This is a genomic window from Psychrobacter sp. N25K4-3-2 (assembly GCF_015351755.1).
In the GTDB taxonomy this organism is placed as follows: domain Bacteria; phylum Pseudomonadota; class Gammaproteobacteria; order Pseudomonadales; family Moraxellaceae; genus Psychrobacter; species Psychrobacter glaciei.
This window is the reverse complement of the sequence record NZ_JADKLX010000001.1, coordinates 228,616-253,954: the sequence shown is the minus strand read 5'-3', so window position 1 is coordinate 253,954 and position 25,339 is coordinate 228,616. Positions and strand designations below refer to the sequence as shown.

Here is a 25,339-nt window from a genome sequence, read left to right as displayed (position 1 = left end):
TAATGATCGACTAAAAAATGGTGGTTCATTCTCGATTAAAATACTGATTAGTCAGTTGCATTAAAAACTGAGTCTTATCATTTAGATAAATATTGCTGAGTCAATAGCTCGGTTGCGATATCAGCAGTCACGGGTTTACTAAACCAATAGCCTTGTCCATATTTACAACCCATGTCTAACAGTAAATCGCGTTGTTGCTTGGTTTCGATACCCTCAGCGATGACCTGCATATCAAGCGCCATCGCTAACTCTAAAATAGCCTTAACGATCGCATGTTGGGTACGGTCCGTCTCAATCTTAGAGATAAAACTTTTATCGATTTTGATAAAGTCAAAAGGATACTCTTGTAGATAGCTTAAAGAGGCATAACCTGTACCAAAATCATCCAGCGCTAAACAAATCCCTAACTCTTTTAGTAAATTGAGCTGTTTATTGACATTAGCATGGCGCTGTATTAATGAGGATTCTGTTACCTCTATATGTAATTGATGGGTATGGATATCGTGCTGTACAAATAAATTGCTCACCATCTCAAAGAAATCAGGATGGCTAAATTCAGCAGCATCGGCATTGATACAAATATGTTGATCGAAGCCAAGTTTTTGCCAAATAGACAACTGTTCCGCAATTTGAATCGCCATTTGTGAGAACAGCTCAAACGACAGTTTGTGCGTGATGATGGCATTCATAAAGTGAACAGGTTTTAGCAGCCCGCGAGTCGGATGCTGCCAGCGTACCAGCGCTTCAAAGCCAGTAATAGCCCCAGTATCTAAGGAAAATTTCGGTTGATAATAGGGTACAAACTGAACATCATTGGTGGCAGCTCTAAGCTCCGCTTCCAACTGTAAGCTATTGGCAGTCGCTTCATCGATGGTTTTGTTGTACCAACAGATGTCGTCACCACCTTGCTGTTTAACATACTGTAGGGCTTTCTCAGCTTTGGTCAATAACCCTATCATTTCGTAATCATTTTCAGGGAAAAAACTGACCCCAACTGAGATATGACAATAAATGGCTGTATCTTCTGCTGGCTCATTACTGACGAAAAAAGGGTGCTCACACATTTGCATTAAGAGGTCTAATTGATTGCGTACGGAATTGGCATCAGTGCATTCGAATAATAAGGCAAAGTCATCACCACCAAAGTGTGAAAAACAATGCAAATCTTCGAGCTTTAAGGTTTTGACCCGTAGTACGAAGCTTTCTATGAGAGTATTAATACCGTCGGGGCCGAGTAGGCTTGCGAGGTTACGATAACGATCAATGTTTAGGCGTACAATCACGACTTCTTGATAACTTTCTAACAATAGCTCACTGGTCTGACTCAAAAAAACCTTGCGGTTGGGCAACCCTGTCAGTTGATCGTAATTGAGTAGATGATTCATTTGTTTTCTGTCTTTTACGACCGACGACATATCGCGCACCACACCGATATAATAGCCCGTTTCTCCCACGTAGATTCTTCGGTAAGTGATATGGCAATTCAGAACTTGTCCATAGCGAGTCGCTATCGAAAAGTCAATTTCATAAAATCCCTTACTGTCTAAATGACTGGTAAGATCATTTAAAATAGCTTGCTCTTCTTTTGATAAAAACTCAGCCGCATATATACCAAGTGGTCGCCCTAGCAAAAAAGATTCACTGTAACCAATCATAATCTCGTAAATAGCATTGACCGACAGATAACGAAAGTTTGCGTCTAAGATAAAGATAGCGTCTTCATATTGCTCACATAACTGTGTCAGCAATTGCTGCTTATCTGAGAGCGGTAGGGTGGTAAAAGTAGTCATAATTGGACTCACTAAGTCAACGTCAAGTCTAAAAAATTGGTCAGTCATTGCTAGCAATAACCACCGTCAGTCATATGGATCACCTAAGCTCAACGGCTCAAGCTATCTCCCAGTTTGCAAAGCAATAAGAAATGTTGTATCAGAGCACTTCATTTAACCTAGGGCGTGTCCTCAATCTGGACGAAAGCGACTAAATGGGCTAAAAACGGCTAAATCTTGCCAAACTGCGTCAAACAGCTAGTCAATATCCTGATATTCTCTGCGCTGTTTTCCTTGTTTAGCTACAATTTGTCTCATTTTTATCACCATTTTCAAAATTAGGACATGCCCTAGCCATCAGCATATATACAGAATGGCGTTTGGTGATTAATGGCTAAGCGCGTGCAACGTTGCCAAGGCGACGACAGGCGCGGTCTCTGTTCGTAGCACGCGATTACCGATCTGCCAAGGCGCAAAGCCTACTGTTTGTGCTTGCACTGATTCGTTATTACTGAGACCACCCTCAGGACCGATTAGCAGCTCAATGTAGGGTTTGTCTTGTGTTAGTGCGATTGATAGTGTCTCTGGCTGCAGAGGTTGTCCCGCTGCTGGCACGCTCATCATCAAACGGCTATCTGCTGGCTGGTTTAATACTTGATAATAAGGGGCTTCACTGAGGGCCGCGACAATGGGGCTAACCGCAGCGCTGGCAGATATGGCTGTGTCTGTAGCGTCGGTCGCTGAATCACGTAACCAGTCATTGATAGACAGTGGTGCAAGGATAAGAGGAGGGCGATTGAGGCCGCATTGTTCACAGGCGGCGATAGCGATTTGTTGCCAATGTGCCAGCTTTTTTTCGACTTGGGCGGGTTTGAGATTGACTTCGCCATGATGACTGCTGAGGAGCTGAATAGCAGTGACACCAAGCTCAGTGGACTTTTGAATGGCATAATCCATCCGTTCACCGCGACTCATCACTAGGGCGATTTTAGTCAATACAGGGGCGCTGCGGTCATCCGTTGAATGACTGAGCAAAGTAGCCGTTGCATTTTTTTTACTAATCGCTTGTAGCTCTACCTGATATTCGCCGCCAAAGCCATCAAACAAAATACCTTGATCACCGATATTTGCGCGTAATACTCGGCACCAATGATGAACGATGCTGTCTGTTAATTCGACACTAGCACCAATAGATAATGTACTAAGGGTAGGAAAGGTGGTGTTCAGATCGTTACTGATAGCATAAAAAAAACGTCGCACAGTCGTTTAGTCCTTTAATTGAACAATAATCCCTCTCAACATGTTAGCAGAATATGAGTGGTGGAGGGAAAGGTATTGTCACAGGTGTTTGGGAAATAAAACAGGTCGTGTAGAGCAGTTGTTAAGACAAGATAGATCATAAGTAAAACGAAAAAACTGGCACTCCGAAGAATGCCAGTCATTTAACAAGAAGTTCAACAAAGGTCTAAGCGGTAAGTCCCAACGCTTCAACCAAACGCTTATTCGGCTCAACCTTATTCATGCTATAAAAATGCATGGCAGGTACACCCTCATTGATTAAACGCTCACATAGACGATATACCACATCAAAACCAAATTCGCGAATGGCTTTGCGATCATCACCAAAGTCAGCCAACTGCTTACGCACATAACGCGGAATATCAGCGCCACAGCTATCGGCAAAGCGTACCAAATTGCTTGAATTGGTAATCGGCATAATGCCAGCCACCAATGGCTGCGCCACTGTATCAATCCCACGCTTCTCTAAGGTATCACGCAAATATAAGTAACTATCAGCGTTATAGAAAAACTGCGTAATCGAAGCATTAGCTCCAGCTTGGTATTTATTGACCAAATTGTCAACATCAAACGCAAAGCTACGCGCTTGTGGGTGCATCTCAGGATACGCGGCCACTTCAATATGGAAGTGATCGCCTGAGTGTTCACGAATGAATTTTACCAAATCGACAGCAAATGGTAGTTCACCCATACCCACCTGACCTGAAGGCAAGTCACCACGTAGCGCGACTAGGCGCTTGATACCTAAGCTTTTGTAGTGTTCAAGCAGTTCAGCGATTTCTGCTTTATCATCACCAATACAAGACATATGCGGTGCAATGTCAGTATCGCCGCGTGCACATAGCGCTTGAACGATATCTAAAGTGCGGTTACGGGTTGAACCGCCAGCACCGTAGGTCACCGAAAAGTACGCAGGTGATAGCTTATTCAGCTCATCATAAGTGCTGAGTAGCTTTTCATGACCCAGTTCGGTTTTGGCCGGAAAAAACTCAAAGGAGAAAGCAGGCTTAGTCACAGTCTGGCTCCTTTTAGTATTTATAAGCGTCAGGCTTAAATGGACCTTCGACAGGTACACCCAAATATTCTGCTTGTTTATCCGTTAGCTTCGTCAATGTACCGTTAAAACCGGCAACCATCGCAGCAGCGACTTCTTCGTCGAGCTTCTTCGGCAATACTCTGACGTATAAATTGTCAGTGCGCTCATCAGCTGGCAAGTCAGCGAATTTCTCTTCGAACAAATACATTTGTGCCAAGACTTGGTTAGCAAATGAGCCGTCCATCACGCGTGATGGGTGACCAGTGGCATTACCAAGGTTCACTAAACGACCTTCAGCAAGCAAGATCAAATAATCATTCTCATCGTCTGAGCGGAAGATTTGATGCACTTGTGGCTTGATCTCAACCCAGCGCCAGTTGTCACGCATGAATTGGGTGTCGATTTCGGTGTCAAAATGACCGATGTTACAAACGACCGCACCAGGTTTCAGTGCTGCAAGCATATGTCTGTCACACACATGGTAGTTACCAGTAGTCGTAACTATCATGTCCGTATCTTCTAGCAAGCGGGTGTTGATGTTTTCTGCGCCGCCAGTGTTATCACCGTTAATGTAAGGCGATAATACTTCAAAACCGTCCATACATGCCTGCATGGCACAGATAGGATCGACTTCTGATACACGTACGATCATGCCTTCTTGACGTAAGCTTTGCGTAGAGCCTTTACCTACATCGCCATAACCGATAACTAGAGCGCGGCGACCAGCAAGGAACATGTCGGTAGCGCGTTTAATGGCATCGTTTAAGCTATGACGGCAGCCGTATTTGTTGTCATTTTTAGACTTAGTAACGGCATCGTTGACATTGATGGCAGGTACTTTAAGCGTACCTTTGTTTAACATCTCAACTAAGCGATGAACACCAGTGGTGGTTTCTTCTGAGATACCATGGATGCTATCAAGAAGCTCAGCATAGTCGTTATGGATCAATGCAGTTAAATCACCGCCATCATCCAAGATTAAGTTAGTATCCCAAAGCTGACCTGAGGCTTCACCGCCAACGTGAACTTGTTGACGCAAGCACCATTCATACTCTTCTTCTGTTTCGCCTTTCCAAGCATAAACAGAGATACCAGCAGCAGCAATCGCAGCAGCAGCATGGTCTTGAGTTGAGAAGATGTTGCATGATGTCCAACGTACTTCAGCACCTAGCGCGACTAGTGTCTCGATAAGTACGGCAGTTTGGATGGTCATGTGGATACAGCCAGCGATTTTCGCGCCTTTAAGCGGTTGGTCGGCTTCGTAGCGACGACGCAGACCCATAAGGGCAGGCATTTCAGCTTCGGCAAGGGTGATTTCACGGCGGCCGTAATCAGCAAGGCTGATGTCAGCGACTTTATAGTCAGTGAAAGAGGGATCGATCGTATGGGCAGATGGTGTAGTAGACACTGCGTCCATAATATGCTCCTATCAGTGGTTAACGTATGATAAAAAGAATAAAAACGCAGGTGCCGTTGTTTGCGCTGTGAGCGACCAAAATAGGGCGCTCGACAGTTAACCGAGCCTAACATAACCTATAATTTGCATGATTTTAGTCTCTCAATGCAATATCTATGGTAATGGCGCAACACCTCTCGGAGGTCGTTATTGTAATAGATGAGTCATGGATTGTCACCTGTTGGATAACATAAATAGCTGACGGTATAGGAACATAAGATGCCGATCGGTAATATAGAGCACTAAAAAAAGGCCATCGATATGGATGACCTTTTTTATTCTCAGTTCAGACAGTCTGAAGGGTACTAAGAAAAACTTAGTACCAGTTATAGGTCAAAGAGGTAAAATAGTTGATACCATCAGTGTCGTAACCAGGCAGAGTAATATACTTTTCATTAGTAATATTGTCTAAGCGTGCTGCTATGGTTAGGCTTTCTGTTAGCTGGTAGTTACCGCTGATATTAAACAACCCATAATGATCGACAAACTGCGATTCTGCATTGGCAACATTGCTATAGTAATCACCGACATATTCATATTCGGCACGAATGTCAAAGCTTGATAAGCGATAGCCTAAGTAAATCAGACCTTTATGCTCAGGACGAATGGCAAGAAAATTACCATCGTTGCTCCCGCCACTATTGTCTTCTGCCTGCTGGTAGTCATAGCTACCACCAAATAAGTAATTATCGACTATCCAATCTGATGTTAGTGTGAGTCCTTCGATTTTGGCTTCATCGACGTTTTCGCTAGAGCCTGCATAAGGATTGCTAGGCGTGGGGCTTGCGACATAGCTGATTAAGTCGTCAACTTTGTTGTGATAGCCTGTCAAACGAGTAGACTGAATAGGAGTATCGTATTCAATAAAAGCTTCATAGTTATCACTGGTTTCTGGTGTCAACTCAGCATTACCACCGAAAGGTGAGTACAAGTCATTGAAGCTCGGCGCTCGGAACCCTTTAGCATAACTGGCACCGATGCGTAGATTGGGACTGATGTGTAGCGCGCCACCTAAATTATAAGTGGTCTCATCACCATACTGTGAGTTGTCATCATAGCGTAGGTTTGCTTGTGCATCGAATTGATCATTAGCCAATACATAACCCAAAAATGCACTGGTTACATCACGGTCATCAACGTCATAGTCAGTCGTATCAATACTTTGGTTTAAATACTCTGCACCGTAAATGCCTGTACCGATAGGTAGGGCATGCTGACCGACTAGGCTGACTTGATCTTGCTCTGTATCATAGTTACTGCTATAGGTTTCTGTGTCTATGTTGTCGATAGAGTGTCCATACTGTAGCTTCACCGAAGCGCCTGGCTGGTAGCGCCAATCAACGAACGCTTGAGCCGCACCCGTTTCTTGATCAGAATACACATTCTCTGCAGCGCCATTATCAAAATAAGTCGTTGACTCGCTATACAGAGCGCTAGCCCCAACTGACAATTGATCGTTGATACGCTGATTTAGAGCAATGCTAAAATTATCACTTTCGAAACCATCATCGTCCTTGTTGTAAGGGGCGTATTCATTACTAGGATCGGGTAGCGTTGCATTGATACCATCTGTTTCGTTGTGGCTGGCTGAAAGGCTCAAAGCGGTGCCAGTATCATTGACAAATTGTGCGCTAGCACCGTATAAGTATTGATCATTTGAGCCAACACCAGCGGTAACCGACATGCTGCTTTGATCTACATTGCTGCCTTTGGTGAATACTTGAATCACACCACCCATCGCGTCTGCACCATAGATACTAGATCCTGACGCACCGTATAGTATTTCGATACGATCGATCTGGTCGGCTGGTAGTAAATTTAGGGCACTATTACCTGTGCTTAACGAGCTATAACGTATGCCATCAATAAGTACCAAGATTTGCTTACCATCATAACCACGCATATACAGATTGGAAACGGTGCCCATGCCGCCGCTTGTATAGTGACTGATGCCAGGCTGACGCTTCAGTGCTTCTAAAACTGTCTGTCCTTGATAACGGCGCAATTCTTCGCTATCAATCACGCGAGTTTGGGCGATTACGTTACTGGTTTTGGTAGGCGTACGCGTCGCTGTCACAACGATTTTATCAAGCTCGACTTGTGGCAGCTCACTATCATTGACTGTCTCTAAGTCAGGGTCAGATGGCGTGACAGCCATGGCTGTATTTACGGCAAATACGCCAAGTGCGCTTAAAATACAGCACCGCAAATAAGTAGACGAAGAAGAGCGTGTTAACAACATAATGATTCCCAAGGTTACAAAAGCAAAAGTTAAGAAGGTAAAATTTACAAAAAACAGTAGACAAGTTACACAGGGTTCATTATCTATAAATATGCGCGCTTTATAAACCAGTTTTAGCCAATATTTATTCATGATAAGCTGAGGAATTTTCATGATGGCTGATTATTGAGCCATTCTAAAGCGATGCACAGGGTATTTATTGCTTAGCAACTGTGCTCAGTACCAATAATTGCTCATCATTAGAAACATTCTTCGGTAGAAAAATTTGTAATCAAAAACACGACAGTTAGTTATAATTGCTATCATGGCGGCAGGTTGTGTTGATCATTGGCTATTTAGGCAATTTTCTCTTTATGCCTATGTCTATCTATAAATTAAGAGGTTTGTTTTGTCTATTGAGCGTCGTATGAGTCCTACTGGCTTACTTTTACCCTTAAAAGCATCATTATCAAGAGTCATGGTAGTGGCCACCTTGTTGCTGACTTTATTGTGTAGCTTGATACTGCCGAATGCTGCTTTCGCGGCTGAAGCTGGCGTGTTGGGACTTGGCGGGACTAGTGAGGCGAGCAGTGAGCCGATACCTGATTCCTTTGGGCGAGATACGCCGCGACATACGGTGCAGGGATTCATTAGTGCTTTAAGCGAAAACGATTACTTATTGGCGAGCAATTACCTTAACTTATCAAAGTCTGACAATCCAACTACCGTGGTGCGTCAATTTAAGCAAGCACTCGATGCTGGTGGGCGTTTTTTACCTGACTTGCAGCTCAATAATACGCTTGAAGGTAATTTAACCGATCAATTGCCACCCAGCCAAGAAAACGTTGGTGCGATTAATATTGGTGAAAAAAGCGTGCCGTTGTTATTAGAAAGAGTGGTGTCTAATAACAATGATCAGTACTGGCAATTCTCTGGTGATACGCTCAGCTCAATACCAGAAGTCATAGAAGATACTGAACCGACCTTGGTGTCCCGCTATACGATGGATTCACTGGACGGCAAAAAGGTTTTTGGTTATCAGCTGGCTGACTTGGTCGCAGCGCTAGCCATGATTGTGAGCAGTTTTGTACTCACTTATATTATGGTGTGGTTGTTGTACCATCTCCTAAGAATTGTTTATCCTCGTGTGCGCGGTGTACCATTGCCGCTGCCTGATAAAGTAATATTGCCACTTGCTGTTGTCATTATGGCGTCGATGCTATCGGAAGTTATGGTTTACTCAGGCGTGTCAGTGACGCTGCGTGAGCCGGTTAATCGCTTTACCGAGGTCGCATCTTGGCTAGCAATAACGTGGTTATTACTGCGTGTCATCGATGCGATATTCTCTCGTGCTGTTAACTTAAGCTATAAGAAAAACCATACTGAACGTGTCTCAATCTTAGGACTGCTACGCAAAGTCGTCAAAGCATTGCTGCTTATATTTGCGGTTATTGTCTTCTTTGGTAATTTGGGTTTTGATTTAACGACCGGTATTGCTGCATTGGGTGTGGGTGGACTGGCTTTTGCTCTTGGTGCGCAAAAAACCATTGAGAACCTTGTTGGTAGCGTTGTAGTCGTGGCAGATTCGCCAGTACGTATCGGTGATTATTGTAAATTCGGTACTTATGAAGGCACCGTTATCGATATTGGTATTCGCTCATCACGCGTCCGCACATTGACCCGCACCATCGTCACCGTACCCAATGGCGACTTCTCGTCCATGCAAATTGAGAACTTTACCTCACGCGATATGTTCCGCTTCTTTCATCAGTTGTATCTTAAGCGTACCGCTGATATCGACGTGGTCTTTAAAATGGTCAAGGATTTGGATGAGTTTTTGAATGAGCATTATTTAACCAATAATGAATGGAACCAAGCCAATATTTTAGAGCTGCGCCAAGACTGCTATGTGATTCAATTACAAGCTTATATTAATGCCAACGACGTCATGGAGTTCTATGACAAGCAAAACGTGGTATTCGTGGATGTATTAAACCAAGTTGCAAAATATAAGGTTGAGCATGCTTTGCCAACACAGCAGTTGATTGTCAATCAAGCTGAACTTGAACATCATATGGAAAGCAATACAGTTGAATCGGTAGAAGAAGATACCTCACCCAGCAGTAGCAATACGGATAATGATGAAACGAATGTAAGCTTAGACAATCATGATCACTCTAGTAACAACGGCAGTGTTGATATTAATAAAAGCAGCGACAAAGCGAGAGGTGATAACCAGAAATCATCGATGGCAACAGTAAGTAGGGAAGGTGCACTCAAAGCACTGAAACACAAAAGTCGTATGCTAAGAAAAAGTAAATTTAAGCACACCAAAAGAAAATTTGGTTTTTCTATATGGAACCAGCCTTAAAAATAAGCTTTCTCCGTATGGAGACCTATAAAGGTACGGCAGTTTTATCACGTAGTAAGCCGTAATATGACCATAGAAGCAGGCTGGCAGCGCTACGATGTGGTGACCAGCTTTCGGTCAATCCCTTTAGCTGTTTCGGTGTCGGGCGTTCTGCCAGACCTAATACTGTCATCGCTGCGACTTTAATCGCTAAATCATCGACTGCCAGTATGTCATCGCGTTTTAGAGAAAACAATAAATACATCTCAGCCGTCCAACGTCCAATGCCAGTGACTGCTGTGAGGGTCTTTATAGCCGCTTCATTTGGCATGGTTGTTAAGGTAGCAAAGTCTATATCATTCGCTACTAAGGATCGAACATAGCGCATCTTTTGCCTAGACAAGCCTTGTGCTCGTAACGTTTCGTCCTGCGTTCCAGCAATAGCCTGAGGGGTTGTCAAACCTGCCGCAACCAGCTTTTTCCAAATACTGGCCGCGGCTGCTACTGATAGCTGTTGACCCACCATCGCTCTCATTAGTTGCTCAAACCCACCTGCATTGTGCCTAAGACTGGGCATACCAACTTGCTCATAAACAGGAGCGAATCTTGGTTCGATGGCAATCAAAGCAATGATATGCTCTTCTAGTGCTTCAGTGTTTTCAATAGTTTGTAGGCTCATAAATGTCTTATCCTAAGTGAGTATCATGCCGCTGAAGTTGGACGCTGAAAATGATGTATAGTCAAAACACCCTAGAAACGCTACAGCACTGTTGATATCAATTTTTTGTAGCCTCTGTCTGCGCAGGCACAGCAAGCAAGCAAAATTGATATCAATAGTGCATGATGTATCGATATTACTTTTCACTGACTATAAATAGTCGTTTTGATAATGAGCTAAACATAAAAAAGACTGCTATTTGCAGTCCCTTTTATTTCTAATACTGAGCTAACGATAAAAATTATTCGCCATCGGTTTTAGGCTTTTTAAGCAGTACTAATACCGCACCGTTTCCGCCATCTTTTGGCGGTGCAGAGCAAAATGCCAGTACTTCTGGCAATTGACGTAGCCAACCGTTGACGCAAGTTTTTAAAATAGCTTCGCTACCTTTACCATGGACTATTTTTACCATGGTTTCATTATTTTGCTTCGCTTGGCTCAACAGTTGAGTCATGGCAGCGCGTGCTTCATCAATGGTGCAACCATGGATATCTACCGCATCATACCAACGCAGCTTGCCCTGTTTGAGCTGGGTAAAAATTTTATTTTGTAGGGTCGGCTGCTTGTAAGACAAATAAGCTTCGCCAGCCACAGGATTGAGTAGCGCCTGCATATCTGATAAGCCAGCGCCTAAATCACTAGCCTCACTACCTTGCGCGGCAGCACGTTTCGAAAGTGTGGCGGCATCAGGTTTACGCGCTTTTGCGGCGTTGGCAGGGGAGCGGACGTTTTTGTCATCGAGCTGATTGACGCCATGCATCGCTTGCATAAACAGAACTTTATCGTCGTCGATATGCTCACTGTCCAACTGTTTGACAGTCTTTTTGACTTGCTTTTGGGTGAGTAACGAGACAGGTTCTGTAGGCTTTTGATCTTCACCTTCAGGTGAATCGGTATCACGGCCTTTGCTCAGCTGTCCTTTTAACTCTTTGAGTTGGTCTTGCATTTCTTTTGAAAATAGAGAATTTGACATAAAAGTTAACGTATCGTTGATGGATGAATAAAGGGTTGAACAATCCGTATAGCACACGCATTGTTCAAGCGATCTAGCGTCTATTGAAGCTTGAATTATTGAGTTACTTTACCCGTCTGCTGCGCTGCCCGCAAGTAAGGATTGTAACGCTTGTCCAGGGTGATCGGTTTTCATAAATTGTTCACCGATCAAGAAGTGCTGAATGCCTTGCTCCAGCATCAAACGGATGTCATCGCTGCTATGAATGCCGCTCTCAGTAACGATAAGGGGTTTCTGTGCTGTGCTATCAGCATCGGTAGCCAATGCTTCGAGCAAAATATTTTTTAGGTCAAGCGTGGTTTGTAGATCAACGTCAAAAGTATTCAAATCACGATTATTAATACCATAGATATTATGATCAGAGCGTGGCAATTGTAAGGCGCGCTCAAGCTCAGCCTTAGTATGTACCTCAATCAATACGTCCATGCTCAGTTTGATACTCAAGGCATGGAGCTCTTGCACTTGCTCATCGTCGAGGCAAGCCATGATTAATAATATGCAATCTGCACCCATTAGATAGGATTGATATATCTGATATTCATCAATCATAAAATCTTTGCGCAGTATCGGCAGGCTTGAGGTATTAGCTGCTTGAATAAGGTAGCTGTCATCGCCCTGAAAATAATCGCGATCAGTTAGTACTGACAAACAACTTGCACCAGCTTGCTCGTATTGCTGAGCAAATAACGCTGGGGCAAAGTTATGGTTGATAATGCCTTTAGAGGGAGAGGCTTTTTTAATTTCAGCAATGATACCAATACCGTTCTCTTCAGTACTGATAGCTCGCAATGCCTGAGCAAAACCTCGACGCGGTTTATTATCAGCTGCGACCTTGGCTTGTAAATCTTCAAGAGATAATACCTCTTGAGCCTTTTTTACTTCTTCTATTTTAGTAGCGACAATGCGCTGTAGCACTGAAGGTATGTCTGAATGGGTTGTGGTCATGCTGGTATCCGAATATCGTTAGATGAAAATAGACAGTAATGGTAATAGTAATGAATGCACTACATTAGTGCTTGCAAATTAATCCTGAGCCGCTAGCTGCTGTGTGTATTTGGCTAAAGACTCAAGCTTGATTAACGCATCGCCATTTTGGAGGATCTGCTGAGCACGGCTGACACCATTAGGATAGTTGCTTGCAAGCCCTGCGGTGTATATCGCTGCGCCTGCATTTAGAGCAATCATATCGCGGGCTTTGAGTACTGAGCGGTCGTTGGTTTCTGCGCCTGATAAAGCGGCGCGTATTAGCTCAAGGCTTTGCTCTGGTGAGTCTACATCGAGCCCAATCAGAGTCTGTGATTCGATGCCAGCATCTTCTGGCATCATCTCATAAACGGATATCTCACCGTTTTTTAACTCAGCGACAGTGGTAGAGGTGGCAAGGCTGATTTCATCTAAGCCATCTTTTGCACCAACCACCATGACATGACGTGCGCCTAGGTTTTTCATGACTTTGGCGATAGGTTCACACAGTTGAGCGGTAAAGACACCAATGACCAAATTGGGTGTGCCAGCAGGGTTGGTTAATGGCCCTAAAATATTAAAGATAGTACGCGATTTTAGCTCACGGCGTATAGGATTGGCATAACGCATGGCGCTATGGTGATTGGGCGCAAACAAAAAGCCGATGCCTTGGTTTTCGATACAGTCTTTTGCTTGCTCTGGGGTGAGCGACAGACTGATACCTGCCTGCTCAAGTAAATCTGAGCTACCAGATCTAGTAGAGACCCCGCGATTGCCGTGTTTAGCGACTTGTGCTCCCGCAGCCGCCACAACAAAGGCCGATGCCGTCGAGACGTTGAATAAATTTGCGCCATCACCGCCAGTGCCAACGATATCGACTAGATGTTCACAGTTTTTTGGTTCGATATTCGCCGCCAATGCACGCATGGCGCTGGCTGATGCCGTAATCTCATCGATGGATTCACCTTTCATGCGTAGACCAGTCAAAATAGCGCCCATCATAGCGTCGCTACATCTGCCTTGCATGATAATCAGCATCACTTGATACATCTCATCAAAGGTCAAATCAATGTGCTGAAAAATTCTACCTAAAGCGGTCGTCAGCAGTTGATGTGTTTCTGTATCGGACAGTCTCTCAATACTATCTGGCGTGTGCGTTTCTTCTATTTTCGTCGTACTCATTATGGTCTCGCTTAATTTTATTTTTTATATGGATCTATAAGGGATTTGGAATAGAGTAATCAAAGCAAGTACTTTAGTCAAAACTAACCAACTTGCGGTAGCTTGTCTGAGGCTAGTACAGCCAGATTATGAGTGTGCAAAAAGTTGTTAAGTAGCTGATAGCCAGCCTCGCTCAAGATAGATTCAGGATGGAACTGTACGCCTTCTATAGCAAGTTTTTTATGACGGATACCCATGATTTCCTCAATGCTGCCATCAATATTTTGTGTCCATGCGGTCAGCTCAAGACACTCGGGTAAACTGATCTTATCAATGACGAGTGAATGATAACGCGTGACTTGTGAGGGATTAGGTAAGCCTAAAAATACGCCTGTGCCATTGTGGTAAACGGCGGATAAACGTCCATGCATCACTTCACCTGCTTTGACGACCTGTCCGCCAAATGCCTGCCCAATGGCTTGATGTCCCAAGCAAATACCCAGTATAGGGATAATACCTTTAAAAGTCTCAATGACGGCTAACGAAATACCAGCGCGGGATGGGTCACACGGTCCTGGACCAATGACAATGGCATCGGGAGCTAAGACCTTAATTTGATCAATGGTGATCTGATCGTTACGCCACACAGTGATGTCCTGCTGCAACTCACCGAAGTACTGTACAATATTGTACGTAAAGCTGTCGTAATTATCGATCATTAGAATCATTGTTTTCAACTTATTGATTTTTAGGTGTTTCTATAGTTGAATTTGTCTGCGCTGCCATTGCCTGCACTGCTATGGGTTACTGTCAATGCATGATGCCATACCGCTATAAGAGTGACAGCTGTTGCTGTGGGATGCCGTTATCTTACCATTATTTCGTGCTCTATCAAATATGGCGCATAATGATGGGATTACTAAATAACTCTAGATATTAAATCGCACCAAAAGAAAGCAGTTTATTACTATTATATTAATAATCACACTAATTTGGTGCAATGGTAGTGCGGCTCATTGCTCTACATAAGAAGTATTAAAAGATAATCATCTGAATAACAGACTTCATATATGTATATTTTTTTATGATAAGTCATTGTATTTACTATCAGTAATGGTGTTGCTTCAGCTATCAACACCATTCGCTTCTTAGAGAGTTGGCATAGCCCTTGCATTTATACTGTTATGATTATTTGTGACCACAAAAAGACAGGTCTAAAAATAATTATTAACAAGTGCCTGAAGAGTTCAGCATTATGAGTTATATATTGCTAGAATAACGTTAGAATTGACTTGGCGTATTTTTAGACCATTGAGATGACTGTTGGTCTGATTGAAAAAACGCTTTAGATGAGTATCTTGACTAATACGCTGAATAGTGCTGATAATAAGCAGAATATCGTATGCATTATTTAAGTCTCAAAAGCACATCTAACATTCTTGAACAAGAATACTGCACTCATAATTTTAAATCGCAATAACGTGATCAACACAACGGAGACTATTCATGTCGAATAAACTATTAGATCTTATCCAATCCTCTAATGCTAAATGGGTTGACTTTCGCTTCACCGATACACGCGGTAAAGAGCAGCACATCAGCTTCCCAGCGCATAGCGTTGACGAAGATGTGATGGAAGACGGCAAAATGTTCGATGGCTCATCTATCGCTGGCTGGAAAGGTATTGAAGCGTCAGATATGATCTTGCGTCCTGATCCAGAAACGGCTTTTCTAGACCCGTTCTTTGATGCGGTCACTGTTGTGGTCACTTGTGACATCATCGAGCCATCAACGCTACAAGGCTATGATCGTGACCCACGTTCTATCGCTCGCCGCGCTGAAGAGTACTTGAAGTCTACTGGTATTGGTGATACTGCTTACTTCGGTCCTGAGCCTGAATTCTTTGTATTCGATGACGTTAAATGGTCAATCGATATGTCTGGCGTTAGTCATAAAATCACTGCTGAAGAAGCAGCATGGTCGACTGGCGAGACTTACGAGTGGGGCAACATGGCGCATCGTCCGCGTGTTAAAGGCGGCTATTTCCCAGTACCACCAATCGATAGCTCACACGATATGCGTGCTGTCATGTGTGAACGCATCGAAGAAATCGTTGGCGAAGGCACAGTTGAAGTGCATCATCATGAAGTTGCTTCTTGCCAGTCTGAGATTGGTGTGGCATTCAACACCATGGTTCGTAAAGCAGATGAAGTTCAGCAATTGAAATACGTTGTTCATAACGTTGCGCATCAGTTTGGCAAAACAGCTACCTTTATGCCTAAGCCAATCGTTGGTGATAATGGCTCAGGTATGCACGTACATATGTCTATCTCAAAAGACGGTGTAAACACATTCTCAGGTGATGAGTATGCTGGTCTGTCTGAAACCGCATTGTACTTCATCGGTGGTATTATCAAGCACGCTCGTGCATTGAACGCGATTACCAACCCATCAACCAACAGCTATAAGCGCCTAGTGCCGCATTATGAAGCACCTATTAAACTTGCTTATTCAGCGTCTAACCGTTCAGCGTCTATTCGTATTCCACACGTAAGCAGTCCAAAAGCAGTACGTGTTGAAGCACGTTTCCCTGATCCAACGGCTAACCCATATCTAGCGTTTGCTGCATTGTTAATGGCTGGCCTTGACGGTATCCAGAACAAGATGCATCCAGGCGAAGCCGCTGACAAAAACTTGTATGACTTGCCACCAGAAGAAGAAGCACAAATCCCAACGGTTGCAGAAAGCTTAGACGTCGCATTGCAAGCGTTGCGTGATGACCATGACTTCTTGTTAAAAGGTGATGTATTCACTGAAGATATGCTAGAAGCGTTCATCGCTTTGAAAGAAGAAGAAGTACAACGTCTGAACGTGACTGTACATCCTGTTGAGTTTGACATGTATTACAGCTGCTAATTTATAGCGTAGACTCAATATTGTTTTAATGAATAAAAACCAGTTAAGTAACTCTTAGCTGGTTTTTTTATGTCTGCGGATAAAGCGCACAAGATAAATGAATAACATTTCTCCAAAATCACTACTGATTTCGACTTGAAAGTATCGCATAATGGTTATTATAAAAGTATATTAATAGTAGACACTAATTAGGTTGACTGACTATGATTCCATCATCAAAACTGAATGTTTCGAAAGGCCATGCGAAGGTAGGGCTATTGACGATCACTGCCATAGCCAGTCTCTGTGCGCCTTTAGCAAATGCTGCACCCATTTATAAAGTGGTCGACGAGCAAACAGGTCAGGTGACCTTCACTGATCGCCCGCAAAGCTATGAGCAGCAGGTGGGTAAACAAGTCAGTCAGACGACAGTGACGACAGGTAATGGAACGAGTGGCTCAAATAATAGCACTAGAGATAATCAGACTGCTACGAATGCCACGCAAACCGCCTCTATACCTGCTACCAACGATGCAACGGTCAAAGCACCAATCAACTATCAACTGGCTATCACTGAGCCCAGCGAAGAACGTGCTTATCGGCGTCCAGCGCAGAGTATTAATGTAGCACTACAAATTAAGCCTGCGCTGCAAGCAGGTGATAGTGTCCGTATTTATTTTGACGGCAACGAAGTCGCTCAAGGTCTAAATGCGACGATTGCTACGATAGATGCATTGCCAGGCGCTCATACGATAACGGCGGTCATTCAAAGCGTGAAAGGTCAAACGCTGCAACAAGCCGCGCGCACGGTTTATGTGATTCAAAACAATACAACTTTGCAAAACAATAAGAAGATTGCAAAACAGCTTTTGGCTTATCAGAATTTACCGTGGTATCAAAAAGTGATGTTAAAACTGCGCCAACAGGACGGTAGCCTACAAAAAGTACAGAGCAGTCAATCTATCGCTAACGATGCTTTTACTAGATAAGCTGTATAGGTGCTGATTATATTAATAAAACTATTTAAGCTATTTTGTTGTTGAGAATTTAAAAAAGGAGTAACCACTATGGTAAGTGAGTACTCCTTTCTTTTTGCTTAATTATCTTACATTGGACGAACTTTGCTTAATTATTTAGTCAGCTCAATGGTACCGTTGGCAGTGACTGATACAGTACTATTACCAGATTCAAAGCTTTGGCTTGGCACTGCCTCGTCTGCCATTCCTGATTTCATGCTCATAGCGCTATACATTGGACGTGGATAGTTGCTACCTGTATTCAAATTAACATTGACGACGCGGTAGCCACGAGCGTCCCAAGCACGGGTGAGGCTCTTGGCTTGCTGTTGAAAAGCGCGAGAGGCTTCGGTCATTAGCTTTTGCTCTAAAGCATCTTTTTTGGTATCTGAGACACCAAAGTTCAGATTGTCCATAACCAATGTTTCTTGTAAATCAGCAATGAGCTGGCTGGTCGCTGAGAAATCTGTACTCTTCAAATCTATATTTGCCTGACCTGTCCAGCCAATGATTTTGTCGTTTTTGTCATAGCGTGGATAAGTGCGTTGCTGTCCGGTGCTGACAGTGACGCTAGGATAGCGCTTGGCAATTTTCATAGCATTATTAATGGATGTATTGAGCGTTGTGGCTAGAGTTTTAGAATCTGCTGCCTGTGCTTTTTTGTACAAGCTTGCTCTTACTTCATCGTTTTGGATCTCTTCTTTTACTTCTGTTTGAAACGTTAGCTGGTCATAGCCTGTTGGCTCTGCATGGGCACTACCCATCATTGCGGTCATGAGACAAACCGTACCAGAAGCCAATGCTGCTTTATTAAGTAAAGTATTTTTCATTATTATCTCCTAAGTTCATTTTAATGGTCTTTATATGAGAAGCTGTACCTCTTGTTTTCTAAATATTGATATGTGTGCAACTTCATTCACTAAAATAGCAAAATTTCTGTGAGTTGCTGTGAGAATTTTGTGACCTAAGTTACTGACTTAAATTACAGGGCTAAGTTGCTGAGCTGAATTACTTGCCTAAGTTACTGACTTAAGTTACAGGGTCATTTTCCGTCTAAAACAAACAGTTTTAAGATAGGGGTTGTAAAATTAAAAAATCCTTGTATAATTTGCACCTGGTGGCTCCATTGGTAGCCTCGCAACATTGTTCTATGAATCCCGCCAGGACCGGAAGGTAGCAACGGTAATAGTTATGATGTGTGCCGAGGATGTGCTTTTGGAGTCGCTTTTTTTTGCCTAAAATTTGATATTAGTTTTGACGAAGTATCAAAGACGCTTTTACGATGTATTAAGCCCTTCATTGTAAAGGGCTTTTTTTTGTCCAAAATTTCATTCTATTTCCTGTTTAATTTCTTTAATTTCAAAGCTTCATTGATTAATATAGGTTAAAATACAATGTATTAACTTTTATTAACATTCTAGACACTCTGGGGTTCGATTATGAAGATGTTTGTTTGGCTATTCATTATTATTGTGGTGTTGGCAGTAGTATTTGGCATCACGATATTTAATAAGCTGGTACGCGCACGTAACCAAGCAAAGAATGGTTTTGCACAGATAGATGTACAGCTTAAACGTCGTCATGATTTGATTCCTAATTTGGTCGAAACAGCCAAGCGTTATTTGAGCCATGAACAAGAAACACTTACTCGCGTCATCAGTGCGCGTAATCATGCTCAAGAGCTACAAGACTCTAATAAGCATCAGCCAGAATCGCTTGATCATATGGCGCTATTTGCCAAAGCAGAAGGTATGTTGTCTAAAGCGTTGAGTCAGTTTTCTGCTGTCGTTGAAGCATATCCTGAGCTAAAAGCCGATAGTATGATCAAGGAATTAATGGATGAGTTAACCAATACGGAAAATCGCATTGGTTTTGCTCGTCAGCATTATAATGATAGCGTGATGTTTTATAATAACGACCGCGAAATATTCCCCAATAACCTCGTCAGTACGACTTTTGGCTTTCGTCCACTCAGTCCTTTAGTGTTCGAAGATAGAGAAACGATTGCTCAAGCACCGATTGTCAATATGGGCTGAGGTTTAGATAAATTTGGCGAACTCTAGGCAGCTTAAACTGATGGATTTTTTCGGTGAACAGCGGATACGTACGCGGCGCAGTCTATTCCTTTATGGGCTTTTTTTGCTGATTGTACTTGCTCATATGGCGGTAGGGCTGGCTGTCATGGGGCTACTATTAACTGTATTTACGGGCGGTATATCTCACTGGATATTGGTTCTGGTCATTATCTTGATATTAGGTAGTTTCATTGGTGGTAGTTTCTTAGAGTATCGACGCCTGAGAGCAGGTGGCCGTGCTATTGCTCAGCGAGTAGGAGCGGTTAGGCTGTTCATCGATAACAGTCAAGAAGCATGGGAGCACAGCCACGGGGTCGCGCATCAACACGAAACTAAGGAGAAAGTTCGCTATAGTTCACGCCATATAGCCGTGCGTGATGAGCGTGACTTTCCACCAGTCTATCGTCGTTATTGTGAAATTGCCCAACAGTTGGCGATTGCTTCGGGCTTGAGTACACCGATCTTATATGTATTACCTGATGAGCAGGGTATTAATGGTTTCGTCGCTGGTCGTCATAGCCAAGATATGGTGCTGGTCGTTACCCAAGGCGCGCTAGATAAATTGTCTGATGAGGCGTTGTATGGTCTCATTGGTCATGAATATGGTCATATACTGCATGGTGATGCCACCTTTAATCTACAGCTGATGGTGATATTGGCAGGCTTGCAAATACTATATGACTGGAGTGATCCAATTTCCAATCATCGTTCCTTTGAGACTGATATCACTTCCCATCAGTCTCTATCACAGAGACAAGTTGATAATTTTGCACGCAGTACCGAGGCGCAAACCGCCAGTTTTACCACGCATAGTGAGTGGGTCGTTTACTGGCAGCAGCAACCACAACAAAAGCAGCTCTCAGCCAAGCGTCAGTCGAAATGGGTGCAAAATAGACCTGTGATAGATCGTCAAGCACCGCGTAGTGTTTGGACATTGCTATTACATGGCTTGAGTTTCTCTAGTATGGCAAGTGCTCAGTTGATTAAGCACAGCTTCAACCGCCAGCGTGAGCTACTTGCTGATGCCACTAGCGTGCAATTGACACGTTCGCCGGCGATTGTAGAAACCTTAAAAGCCATCTATCAAGACTCACTTGGCTCGCGTCTATCTGGCATCGCTGATATCAATGGACTCAGCCATTTTTTCTTTGCCAGTAGTGGGGCGGATTTGGGCGATGTGTCATGGTTTGCTACCCATCCAAGCTTGACTGAGCGTATGGGTGCTATTAATGCTGATGCGTATCATCAATTTTCGGTACAAGTCGCTAAAGATAAACAGATAAATCAGCAAAAAATAAAAGAAATATATGAGCAGCGTCGACTCGGGGATGTGGGGAAAGTAAAAGAAAATAGCCTAAGCATTAATAAAAAGGAAAATGCTAACAAACAATCGCTCTACGCAGAACCACTCTCTACTCAAGCCTTGGATAGTCGAGTAGAGAAAGAAGAAGAAAAAGGGCTAGATTTTGTTGTAGCAGAAGATCTAGTCATTGATGGACGGTTACAGGTAAAGCCGCAAGATACTGGCACTCATCAACTGTTAAAACCTTGGCAGGCAAAACCTGATAGCGATTTGCCATCGGCAGTGCTCATTAGCATTGATGATATTGAAAAAGTCTCATTGCCACAGTACATTCTTGATCACAGTCATCATCCTTTAGGCGCACAAGCATTGATCGAAGCTGTGATGCTTTGTCATCAGGGTCAAGCTCTAGCAACGACAAGTACTTATGACTTGGTTGACATTTGGTACGAGATTTCTACTAACAAAGCCGATAATAATTGCCAATCGCAAATTCTACCGCATGCCATCGACCATAAATTGATAGAAACCGTGGCGAGTGTTGATCGACGATTGGACAGTGTTCTAATCACGACTGCCATAAAGAACTTGAGTCAGCACGACCTATCAGAAAGCGTGATTGCAGAGCTACGTCTGAAGCATGAGAGCAGTCATAGCAATCAAAGTTACCAGCATTATGTCCAGCAAAAAAAGTGCCGTACGATGTTGTTGCGCTATCAGCAGGGCATATTTGAGTTATTTCAGGGCTGCTTGACGGCTGATTTAAGCCAAAATTTTGCTGATAATATCGTCAATGATGATGGTTCTGCTGATACAGCTAAGTCAGGATTCACTCACTCAGAGAATGCAGTGTCTCAAGTGCCATCGATTTTATCGCTATGGCAGGCGCTGCATTTACAGAAACTGTTGCCGATATTGTCTAAAGTTTTAAATGATAAAAGTACAGATAGACAGATTGCATGGCAGCAAACACTGCAGGCTGGCACGGACAGTATCGTTGCTCAACTTGATCCATCAGGTCAGGTGTTTGATGGTCTTAGGGCTTCTGATACAACGATGCTTACTTTGTTGGCTTATCGCTTATCGAAAGATGTCAAAGGTCAAATGATATCGAAGCTAGATAGCTCGCTATTTGGTTATAATAATGACAGTGTTTCCCACTATATTGTGGATTTGAGACGACATGCGCGCTTGGTTGATATTACTTTGACCGAAGTCAGTGATGCAAATTTGCAATGGCTATTATTGACGGCACAAGGTTTGAATAGCGTCCAGCTACTGGCCATCATTGACGCTGTACCTAGCTTTCATAAACCCACCTCTAGGGTGTCCATCACAGATACTCAGATTGAGGATAATTATCGAGAGAAGCAACAGGATAGCAGTCAAATAGATTATAATGAATATCGGCAATGGCTGAGTACATTGCATACGGTGATGTTACACGATACGATAGTCAGTCAAGATGAGCACGATTGCTTGATGCTACTAGCAGAGCATTGGCTAGGCGTTCGGCAGCTTTTCTAATAAATTGAATTGATTGAAGCGCTATGTCTATTCGGCTGACAAAGAGCGAGATGTTTGAAACGCTTTTTTAACGTTATTTTCAGCATTAAAAAACTGTAAACCCATTTAAGATAAGTAGGATAGTAGAGTCGAATGAGTGATATCCAAGACCCGCTAATTGTATTGCAACATCGTATGCAGCAGCGTCAAATTTTAGCAATGATGGGTATCAATCAATGGGTACAGCCAAGCTCAGCCACCATAAATATGGCAGATATCTCTGCGCCTATTATTCCTGATCCTACAGATGATACTAGCACTCAAGATAATACTAGCACTCAGGCTGTGTCGTCTGATATAAACATCGAAAAACCAAGTATAGAACAGCAAGGTAATGCTGCTGCGAACGTTGATATGTCGAATATATCGTTTGCTGATTCTGCATCAGCGGTCGTCAATGATGAGCCTATTAGTCACTATTATCATGATGCTGGTGATATAGGATTAGCACAACCTGACGCACAAAGCCCCGTCACCTATAGTTTTGATACTAGTGTCAAAGCTGTAGGTGACGTACCTGTTAAGTCTCTCGTAAACGAGATAACTCAGCAAACTACTGCCGCTATCGGACAGAGTCCTCTTGCTCATATAAATAGTGATGATAGCTTTAAAAAAGTCACCCCATTTGATTTGCAAGGTGGTCGCTATGGCGATTGGGTGATTTTGGTTGATATCCAAGCACTTAATAATGACAGTCAAAAGCTATGGAAAAATATCACTCAATCGCTATCAATCACTTGTGAGACAACGTCCTTTCCTATCTGTGAAGGTATGGATACTGCTGAGCTTGCCAATGCCAGTCTTGCTGGATATGTCTTTAAGATTGGTCGTAGCGAGGAGATAAAAGTAGCAGCATTAACCGCATTGCCTGAAGGGCTTGAGCATCCTCACTTTACGACTGTGCCCACGTTAGAGGAACTGCTCGCTGATAGCAGCTTAAAGCGGCAGCTTTGGGAGAGATTGTCTGGTTAAGCTATCTGCCCAATTGCCCATTGGTATTTTGGCAAGTTATTTGTATAAATAAAAACATTAGCAAATAAAGACAACTAAAGTCACTTTTAAAATAATTTTGATAGGCAACTTTTACGCTCCAACAAACAACGATGATTTCATCATATTTAGGATAATGATTATGACTACCCAAGCTGCTCCTAACCGTGTACCTAATTTTTCAGCGGGACCTGCTACGATACCAACTGCCGTATTATCACGCGCTCAAGAAGAGTTGCTCGATTGGCAAGGACGTGGACTGTCGGTCATGGAAGTAAGCCATCGCAGTAAAGAGTATCTGGCGATTACTGAAAAAGCTGAGTCTAAATTGCGTTCGTTGATGGACATTCCAGATAATTATAAGGTGCTATTTTTACAAGGCGGCGCTAGCTTACAGTTTTCAGCGATTCCACTAAACCTATTAAACGGTGGGCGCGCAGATTATCTAACGACAGGTGCTTGGTCAGGTAAAGCAGTCAAAGAAGCGGCGCGCTATGCCAAACTAGGTCTTGGCGAGACTAATGTGGTTGCAACAGGCAAAGAAAGCAACTTTACTGATGTACCTGATCAAAGCGATTGGAATCTGAGTGAAGATGCAGCTTACTTCCATTACTGCGCCAATGAAACGATTCATGGCTTGCAGATATTTGAGCCGCCAACCGTTGCTGCACCAATTATTGTTGATATGTCTTCTTGCATTTTGTCACAGCCAATTGATGTCTCAAAATTTGGAATGATTTACGCGGGCGCGCAAAAAAATATCGGTCCAGCAGGACTTGTTATTGTGATTATCCGTGAGGATTTATTAGGGCAGGCAAGTGAGTGGTGTCCGCTGCTAATGAACTATGAGCATCAAGCTGACAAAGAGTCTATGTCAAACACGCCAGCGACGTATTCTTGGTACTTGGCGGGATTGGTATTTGAGTGGTTGGAAGAGCAGGGTGGCGTTGCTGCTATCGGCAAAATTAATCAGCAAAAAGCAGACCTGCTCTACAAAACGATTGATGACAGCAGTTTTTATAACAACCCAGTTGCGCCTAAGTATCGCTCTATCATGAATGTGCCGTTTACTTTAGCAGACAGTAGCCTTGATAAAGTATTCTTAGAAGAGTCAGAAAAAGCAGGCTTACTGCATCTAAAAGGTCATCGTGATGTCGGCGGCATGCGTGCCAGTATCTACAATGCTGTACCGCTTGAGTGGGTACAAAAACTGGTCGACTTTATGATTGAATTTGAAAAGAAACACGCCTAAGTCAGTACGGGTTTGAGAAAAAAGACGCAACTTTATGAGCTGCGTCTTTTTTTATGAGAATTATTATTGTTTTAGGGCAAATGATGCGCTATACCTAACACTGCAAACTATTAGGTTAAAAAACCTAAGTTTGTTATGATAAAATTTTCAGCTGTTGTGATAGCTTATGTTTTTGTTTGCTTCTTATTTAAGCTGCGATGAGTTTTCAGTCATTAGGTAAATTCTCTATACATCCATTTGGTTTAGCAGAGGGGTTT

Annotated in this window: 18 protein-coding genes and 1 other RNA gene; 8 read left to right on the top strand and 11 right to left on the bottom strand. The window is 43.1% G+C overall.

The genetic code is table 11. The features are described 5' to 3' along the window. Positions 1-77: 77 nt before the first annotated feature. From IOD06_RS00970 to IOD06_RS00950, 5 genes are all read right to left on the bottom strand, one after another. Positions 78-1,790, bottom strand: coding sequence for a bifunctional diguanylate cyclase/phosphodiesterase (locus tag IOD06_RS00970; protein WP_227669828.1), 1,713 nt, complete (start codon positions 1,788-1,790; stop codon positions 78-80). Between the two features lie 366 nt (positions 1,791-2,156). Beyond that, positions 2,157-3,029 (bottom strand): 16S rRNA (uracil(1498)-N(3))-methyltransferase, encoded by an 873-nt coding sequence (locus tag IOD06_RS00965; protein ID WP_194618618.1) that lies wholly within the window; start codon positions 3,027-3,029, stop codon positions 2,157-2,159. Positions 3,030-3,234: 205 nt separating this feature from the next. Beyond that, positions 3,235-4,083, bottom strand: coding sequence for a methylenetetrahydrofolate reductase (locus IOD06_RS00960; protein ID WP_194618616.1), 849 nt, complete (start codon positions 4,081-4,083; stop codon positions 3,235-3,237). A 13-nt stretch (positions 4,084-4,096) separates the two neighbouring features. Then, positions 4,097-5,521: an adenosylhomocysteinase gene (gene ahcY, locus IOD06_RS00955; RefSeq protein ID WP_194618614.1), complete on the bottom strand. Its 1,425-nt coding sequence runs from the start codon at positions 5,519-5,521 to the stop codon at positions 4,097-4,099. A gap of 355 nt (positions 5,522-5,876) precedes the next feature. Then, entirely contained in the window at positions 5,877-7,802 is a 1,926-nt protein-coding gene (locus IOD06_RS00950) for a TonB-dependent siderophore receptor (RefSeq protein WP_194618612.1), read from the bottom strand. Between the two features lie 406 nt (positions 7,803-8,208). On the opposite strand from IOD06_RS00950, the gene IOD06_RS00945 reads away from it, so the two are divergent. Then, a complete protein-coding gene (locus IOD06_RS00945; RefSeq protein ID WP_227669827.1) occupies positions 8,209-10,152 on the top strand; it encodes a mechanosensitive ion channel family protein in 1,944 nt (647 codons plus the stop codon). Positions 10,153-10,177: 25 nt separating this feature from the next. Here IOD06_RS00945 and IOD06_RS00940 read toward each other — a convergent pair whose 3' ends face one another. The 5 genes from IOD06_RS00940 to IOD06_RS00920 all read right to left on the bottom strand — a co-directional run bounded on the left by IOD06_RS00940 (position 10,178) and on the right by IOD06_RS00920 (position 14,713). Then, on the bottom strand, positions 10,178-10,810 hold the full coding sequence (locus IOD06_RS00940) for a DNA-3-methyladenine glycosylase (RefSeq protein ID WP_194618608.1): 633 nt from the start codon (positions 10,808-10,810) through the stop codon (positions 10,178-10,180). Between the two features lie 280 nt (positions 10,811-11,090). Beyond that, positions 11,091-11,822: a Smr/MutS family protein gene (locus IOD06_RS00935; protein WP_010201940.1), complete on the bottom strand. Its 732-nt coding sequence runs from the start codon at positions 11,820-11,822 to the stop codon at positions 11,091-11,093. Between the two features lie 108 nt (positions 11,823-11,930). Then, on the bottom strand, positions 11,931-12,806 hold the full coding sequence (gene trpC, locus IOD06_RS00930) for an indole-3-glycerol phosphate synthase TrpC (protein ID WP_194618607.1): 876 nt from the start codon (positions 12,804-12,806) through the stop codon (positions 11,931-11,933). Positions 12,807-12,884: 78 nt separating this feature from the next. Next, positions 12,885-14,006, bottom strand: a complete 1,122-nt coding sequence (trpD, locus tag IOD06_RS00925; RefSeq protein WP_189581797.1) for an anthranilate phosphoribosyltransferase — start codon at positions 14,004-14,006, stop codon at positions 12,885-12,887. Positions 14,007-14,089: 83 nt separating this feature from the next. Continuing rightward, a complete protein-coding gene (locus IOD06_RS00920; protein WP_194618606.1) occupies positions 14,090-14,713 on the bottom strand; it encodes an aminodeoxychorismate/anthranilate synthase component II in 624 nt (207 codons plus the stop codon). A gap of 778 nt (positions 14,714-15,491) precedes the next feature. On the opposite strand from IOD06_RS00920, the gene glnA reads away from it, so the two are divergent. Together glnA and IOD06_RS00910 are read left to right on the top strand one after the other, a co-directional pair. After that, positions 15,492-16,901, top strand: a complete 1,410-nt coding sequence (gene glnA / locus IOD06_RS00915) for a type I glutamate--ammonia ligase (RefSeq protein WP_010201934.1) — start codon at positions 15,492-15,494, stop codon at positions 16,899-16,901. Positions 16,902-17,104: 203 nt separating this feature from the next. Next, entirely contained in the window at positions 17,105-17,869 is a 765-nt protein-coding gene (locus tag IOD06_RS00910; RefSeq protein ID WP_194618605.1) for a DUF4124 domain-containing protein, read from the top strand. A gap of 140 nt (positions 17,870-18,009) precedes the next feature. On the opposite strand, the gene IOD06_RS00905 is transcribed toward IOD06_RS00910, so the two are convergent. After that, positions 18,010-18,726: an SIMPL domain-containing protein gene (locus IOD06_RS00905; RefSeq protein ID WP_189581806.1), complete on the bottom strand. Its 717-nt coding sequence runs from the start codon at positions 18,724-18,726 to the stop codon at positions 18,010-18,012. 294 nt (positions 18,727-19,020) lie between these two features. Between IOD06_RS00905 and ffs the strand changes: the two genes are divergently transcribed. The 5 genes from ffs (at position 19,021) to serC (ending at position 25,082) form a co-directional block, all read left to right on the top strand. Then, positions 19,021-19,117: signal recognition particle sRNA small type (gene ffs, locus IOD06_RS00900), an RNA gene on the top strand. A 218-nt stretch (positions 19,118-19,335) separates the two neighbouring features. Then, on the top strand, positions 19,336-19,932 hold the full coding sequence (locus IOD06_RS00895) for a LemA family protein (protein ID WP_194618604.1): 597 nt from the start codon (positions 19,336-19,338) through the stop codon (positions 19,930-19,932). A gap of 40 nt (positions 19,933-19,972) precedes the next feature. After that, on the top strand, positions 19,973-22,801 hold the full coding sequence (locus IOD06_RS00890) for a M48 family metalloprotease (protein WP_194618603.1): 2,829 nt from the start codon (positions 19,973-19,975) through the stop codon (positions 22,799-22,801). Between the two features lie 132 nt (positions 22,802-22,933). Next, positions 22,934-23,812, top strand: coding sequence for a hypothetical protein (locus tag IOD06_RS00885; RefSeq protein WP_194618602.1), 879 nt, complete (start codon positions 22,934-22,936; stop codon positions 23,810-23,812). 160 nt (positions 23,813-23,972) lie between these two features. Beyond that, positions 23,973-25,082, top strand: a complete 1,110-nt coding sequence (serC, locus tag IOD06_RS00880; protein ID WP_194618601.1) for a 3-phosphoserine/phosphohydroxythreonine transaminase — start codon at positions 23,973-23,975, stop codon at positions 25,080-25,082. Positions 25,083-25,339: the final 257 nt, after the last annotated feature.